Consider the following 5,369-nt stretch of genomic DNA (forward strand, 5'->3'; position numbering starts at 1 on the left):
GGCAGGTGGCGCTGAGTGGGCAGACGGCTGGGGAACGAACGGTGGTGCAGCTGGGGCGTGCTGGGCGGCGATGGGCCCGCGCGGTCACTTCCCGGCCATTAGACCGGTGATCGTCTCGACATCGGTGACCAGTGCATTGCCCTGGAACGCGAACTCGTCATACGCCCGCGCCATCGCGTCCTTGTCGCGACCGCCGCAGGCGTCGCCGATCACCACGGGCACGAAGCCCAGGTCGGTGGAATGCGCCACGGTCGGGACGATCCCGATCTCCAGGGCCACCCCCGCGATGGCGTAGGCGCCGATCTTCAGATCGCGCAGCAGCGCGGCCAGCGGGGTGCCCTCGAACGCCGACATGGTCATCTTGTCCAGGACCAGCTCGTCCTCGCGCGGCACCAGTTCCGGCACCAGTTCGAAGGGCGGGGTATCACGCTGGAGGATGAACTGCACGTCGTCGATGGATTCCGCGTGCTGCCAGCCCATCAGCAGGCGCATCGCGTACACGCCGGAGAGGCGGCGCGGCGGGAAGAAATGCCGCAGGAAGATCACCGGATAGCCCGCACTGCGGGCTGCTTCGACCACGCGCACCACCCGTTCCACGACCTCTTGGCCGTCGGGTAGCTGGCCGAGCACGCCGACCTGCATGTCGTAGACGATCAGCGCCATCCGGTCGGGCGCGCACAGATCGCCGAGGTCGTCGGGAATGTCGAGTCCGTTGCCTTGTCGCACCGACGCCAGTGTAGGCGTCGATGCGGCTGGCAATCAGGTTGTCGCGCAGACTATTTCTGCGCCCACTGGGTGGTGCCGGGCGGCGCCATCAGTGTGTTGATCAGGTCCATGCCCGCCACGACGAGGGTGGGTCCACCCACGATGAGGCTGCCGATGATGCCGCCGACACTGGCGCCGGTGATGAAACCGGGGATCGCGCCGATGCCGCCTGCCGCCGCGCCGACGACGAGGCCGATGACCGCGCCGATCGCCATGCCGACGAAACTGCCGATGGCGGTGGCGAGCCCGAAGGTGGATGCGAAATTAGCCTGTGCCGCATAGTTTTCCGCAGGCGAGGCGACGGGCGTCAGGTTGGGCCTGGCCGCGGCGACGTCCTTGACCGCGGTCAGCTCGAGCACCCGGTTGTCCTCGCGAACCGTGTGCGGCAGCGGGTATTCCAGGCTGCCGTCACGCACCGAGAGCGGCAGCGAGACCAGGGTCGCACCCGCCTCGTCGCGAATGTCGACGGTGTCGCCGTTGAGGGCGAAGGTGCCGTGGGTGAGGGTGGTGACGACTGTGTTGCCGATGAGTTCGGTGCGGTATTCGACGTCCGGCGTAACCGGATCGGCGTTTGCAACGCCCGTGCCCACCAGCGCTACCGCCAGGACCGGAATGGCCGCGGCGGCGATTTTGCGGATGATCATGTGAACGATTCCCATCTGGTTCATCAGGTGACGTGCCCAAACGAAAGGTGGCGCCGAGATGTGGCTCCCCCGAGAAGCTAGCGACGGCGCGTGAAGCGGTTGTCCAGCTCGATTTTCGACTTGAACGATAGCCTGCTCAGCGGTTGCGGAACAGTGAATTTCAATTTTAAACCCTAGATTTTTCATCCGTATTCGCTATGGCGAACCGTGCGCGGCGACTACCGGATGATGTTGATCGCGCGCGCGATGATCATGCCGCCGATGACCAGGGAAGTGATGGATTGCACCATCATCATCATCTTGCACCAGCGCGATAGCGGCAGGACGTCGGCGGGAGCGAACGAGGCCGCGTTGGTAAAGGCCAGGTAGAGGTAGTCGAGATATTCCGGGCGCCAGTCCTTGCCGCCGAGCTCGGGGTCCTGCATCTGCGGAAAGATGAAGTCTGGTAGAGGTTTCCGGCCGGTGGCGCGCGCGGCCGGACCGCCGCGATCGAACTCCCAGTACCAGAGCGAGAACGCGATGACATTGGTCGCCCAGATCAACATCCCGCTACCGAGCAGCGTCCCGGCGCCCTGATCGGACTGACCCGAGAAGATGGCCTGCAACAGCAGCAGCGCCGACACCGCGGTGGCGATGCTGATCAACCCGGCCAGCAGCAGACTCAGGCCACGGATCCACGGCTCCTCGCGATCCATCCGGCTCGGGTTGGCGATGATCAGCACCAGCAGTACACCCAGTTCCAGGATCGGTAGCAGCCACGCCGGCGAGGGCAGTAATTCGCTGGGCAGCAGCACCTGGACCACCACGATCCCCAGGATCGCGGCGGTGGCGGACAACCGGGATTCGCCCTCGGAAGGCCGTTGCCAGGCGGGTACCGCACGTTCGCTGTCGCTCACGCCAGCCAGTATCGCCCGCCCATCGCCCGGCGCGAGGGAGGCCGCGCGCCGGAGTTCAGAGCACGGCGTTCAGCGCGATCGCGCCCGCGCACACGGCGACAACGACACCGATCGCGATCGCGTCGCGGCTGGTCGGCGAACTGGGATGCGCGGTGAGCATGCCGGTGCCGCCGCGCGCAGTGATCGCCTCGCCGAGTTCGCCCGCGCGCCTGGTCGATACGGCCATGCACGCGGTGAGGATGTCGATGAGCGGATAGTTGTCGGCGGCGCGGTGCAGCAGGTTGTCCTTGGGCCGCAGTTTGCGCGCCGCGCGCAGCACCCGGATCTCGTCGAGCAGCAGCGGCAGCCCGCGCAGTGTCAGCGCGACTACCACCGCCCACTCGTCCACCGGCAGGCGCAGCTTGCGCAGCGGCGCACCGAGTTTCGCCAGCGCGGGCGCCACCTCACCCATCGGTGTGGTGTACGCGATCAGGAACGAGGCGGCCACCAGCACCATGCCGAACACCAGCACCTGCGTGTATCCGAGCACCGCCTTCATCCCGATCGGCGCGTTGATCAGCCCGCCGAGCACCACCAAACCCCAGAACCACCAAGGCAATCGGGGCAGCGCGCCCAGCGGCAGCCGGGCCAGCACCCAGATCACCATTAGGAACGCCACGATCACCCCGAGCACCGGCCACATCGGCAGGAACATCAGCAGCAGGCTGATCAGGAAGGCGGCGATCATCTTGGTGCCCGCCCACAGCCGGTGCACGACGCTGTCGACGGGGACCTCACGCAGCAATACGGTGCTCATGCCTGCACCTCGCTGCCGCTCGGCTCCGGCATGACCACCGAGGTGGCTGTGTTGGTTTGCCGCTCGCTGCGCTCGCTCATCGCACGACCCCGCTTCCCGGTTCGTTGTGCGGTGGATTGTCCAGTTGCCAGACGGTTTCCGCGCGCCTGGGCATCGGCGCCGGATGTGCGCCGACCGGCCGCCGCACGCCCGCGGTCTCGACGACGACACCCGCGTCCAGATGCACCGTGCGGTCGCACACCGCGGCCACGTCGGCGACATCGTGGGAGATGACGATCAAGGTCTGTCCCGAATCCCGCAGCCGGGCAAGCAGTTCCACGATCTCGGCGCGGCCCTGCGGATCGAGGCCGGCCAGCGGCTCGTCGAGCACGACCACCTGCGGATGACTCGCCACCATCGCCGCGAGCACCACCCGCTTGGCCTGCCCGCCGCTGAGTTCCTCGACCGACCGGGCGGCGAGGCGGCGATCCAGCCCGACCGCGTCCAGCGCCTGGCCGACCGCGCCGGAGCCGGTCGCGCGCCCGCCCCAGTCGGCGATCTCTTCGCCGACGGTCTGCTTCTGTAGCTGGAGCCGGGAGTGCTGGAAGGCCAGGGCCACCCGGCCGATCTGCTTGTCGACCGGGTCGCCGCGCAGCTCACAGCGTCCCGAGCTCGGCGCGATGAGACCGGCGATGATCCAGGCCAGCGTCGACTTGCCCGAACCGTTGCCGCCGACGATCAGCAGGGCCTCACCCTGGCGCACCGACAGATCGACGCCGTGCAGGGCGGGCGCCTCCCACGGCGTGCCGCGGTTGTAGGTGTGGCGCACATCGGCCAGTTCGAGGATTGGGGCGCCCATCGGGCCGCGGCGCTGGTCGCGCGCGGGCCGCGGCCAGCTGGCGAGGTGGTCGACCGTGCGGCCGTTCGCCAGGTGGATCACCCGGTCGGCGGCCGCGGCGTCGGCTTCGTGGTGGGTCACCAGGACAACCGCGGTGCCGTGCCTGCGCGGCAGTTCGGCGAGCAGGGCCACGAGGTCGCGGCGGCCGTCGGGATCGATCATGGAGGTCGCCTCGTCGGCGATGAGCAGGGCGGGACGACGGGCCAGCGCGGCGGCGACGGCGAGGCGCTGCTGCTGGCCGCCCGACAGGGTGGCGGTTTCCCGCCTGCCCATGCCGTCGAGGCCGACCTCGGCTAGCAGCGCGTCGACATCGACCTCGGCGGCCAGCTCCGCCGACAGTCCCCACACGACATCGTCGGCGACCGAGACACCCAGCGTCTGGCTCTCGGGACGTTGCAGCACCAGCGCGGTGCCGCCCAGTTCGCCGAGGCCGGCCGAACCGGGCCTGCTGACCGCGCCCGACGTCGGCGGCCTGCCCGCCAGTACCCGCGTCAAGGTCGACTTGCCCGAGCCGTTGTGGCCGACCACGGCGACGAACTCGGCCGGATGGATCGTCAGATCGATACCGGCGAGCGCGTCTGCGGTGGCACCCGCGTAGCGGTAGCCCGCGCCGTGCAGGGTGACTGGAAGCGGGCCGACCGGGCGGTCGTCATCGGGTGCGTCGAGGCGGTCGCTGCCGGGCAGCCAGGCCAGGCGGTCCAGCACCGAACCGAGCACATACCAGGACACGATCGTGCTCACCAGCACGCCGAGGGCGACCGAGGTGCCGAGGTAGATCCACCACCAGCGCAGCACCGCATCGGTGGCTTCGGCGGCGGCCCGGCCCAGCGGCTCGAGTGCCGCCTGCCTGGCGGCCAGGTCCTGGATGCCCTTGGCGGTATTGCTGATCGCGTCGAAGAACAGCTGCCTGGTGCGTGCGAAGACCAGCAGGAAGCCCACCGAGAACAGCCCCCAGCACACGGCCGCCACCACCGTAAGGGCCAGCACGGCGGGCAAGCCGCCGCCACGGCGCTTCACGATGCCGATGATGCCCGCGACGGTGGCGGCGCCGAAGACGCCGAGCGCGGGCATGAGTCCGGCAGCAACGAAGGTGACCAATCCGGCGGCGATGGTGGCGGTGACCAGGGCGCGCAGCCGATAGCGGTGGGCCAGCAGACCCAGCGGCACCGCCGCGACCAGTTGCAGGGCCGCGGCCATCGGAACCAGGGAGCCGACGGTGATGAGGCCGACGGTCAGGCCGGCCATGACCGCACCGGTGGCCAGTTCGATGGGGCGCAGGGGTCCGCGGGGGAGGTCCGCGGGCTTGTCTCTCACCCGTCCAGTCTGCCAGTGCTTATTGGAGCGCTGGCGCGCTCGAGGTCGCGGCCCCTCCTGTCCCGGCGGTCAGGCAC

At 69.2% G+C, this 5,369-nt stretch carries 5 protein-coding genes; all 5 read right to left on the reverse strand.

The features are described 5' to 3' along the window. Window positions 1–84: 84 nt before the first annotated feature. Complete coding sequence (locus ACFWPJ_RS23420; protein WP_378854533.1) at window positions 85–726, reverse strand: isochorismatase family cysteine hydrolase; 642 nt, start codon at window positions 724–726, stop codon at window positions 85–87. 50 nt (window positions 727–776) lie between these two features. Continuing rightward, the gene (locus ACFWPJ_RS23425; RefSeq protein WP_378854534.1) at window positions 777–1,409 is read right to left on the reverse strand and encodes an ammonium transporter; all 633 of its coding nucleotides are present in this window, start codon (window positions 1,407–1,409) and stop codon (window positions 777–779) included. 218 nt (window positions 1,410–1,627) lie between these two features. After that, window positions 1,628–2,305 carry a hypothetical protein gene (locus tag ACFWPJ_RS23430; RefSeq protein WP_378854535.1) on the reverse strand — a complete coding sequence of 226 codons (678 nt, stop codon included), beginning with the start codon at window positions 2,303–2,305 and terminating at the stop codon, window positions 1,628–1,630. A 55-nt stretch (window positions 2,306–2,360) separates the two neighbouring features. Further along, the gene (locus tag ACFWPJ_RS23435) at window positions 2,361–3,101 is read right to left on the reverse strand and encodes an energy-coupling factor transporter transmembrane component T family protein (RefSeq protein ID WP_378854536.1); all 741 of its coding nucleotides are present in this window, start codon (window positions 3,099–3,101) and stop codon (window positions 2,361–2,363) included. Window positions 3,102–3,177: 76 nt separating this feature from the next. Further along, complete coding sequence (locus tag ACFWPJ_RS23440; RefSeq protein WP_378854537.1) at window positions 3,178–5,223, reverse strand: ABC transporter ATP-binding protein; 2,046 nt, start codon at window positions 5,221–5,223, stop codon at window positions 3,178–3,180. Between the last annotated feature and the right edge of the window lie 146 nt (window positions 5,224–5,369).

It is taken from the genome of Nocardia sp. NPDC058497 (assembly GCF_042720195.1).
Lineage (GTDB): Bacteria > Actinomycetota > Actinomycetes > Mycobacteriales > Mycobacteriaceae > Nocardia.

Coding starts and splice junctions, on each gene's coding strand:
- ACFWPJ_RS23435 (WP_378854536.1), bottom strand. CDS start 3,101: ATGAGCACCGTATTGCTGCGTGAGGTCCCCGTCGACAGCGTCGTGCAC.
- ACFWPJ_RS23440 (WP_378854537.1), bottom strand. CDS start 5,223: ATGGCCGGCCTGACCGTCGGCCTCATCACCGTCGGCTCCCTGGTTCCG.
- ACFWPJ_RS23425 (WP_378854534.1), bottom strand. CDS start 1,409: ATGATCATCCGCAAAATCGCCGCCGCGGCCATTCCGGTCCTGGCGGTA.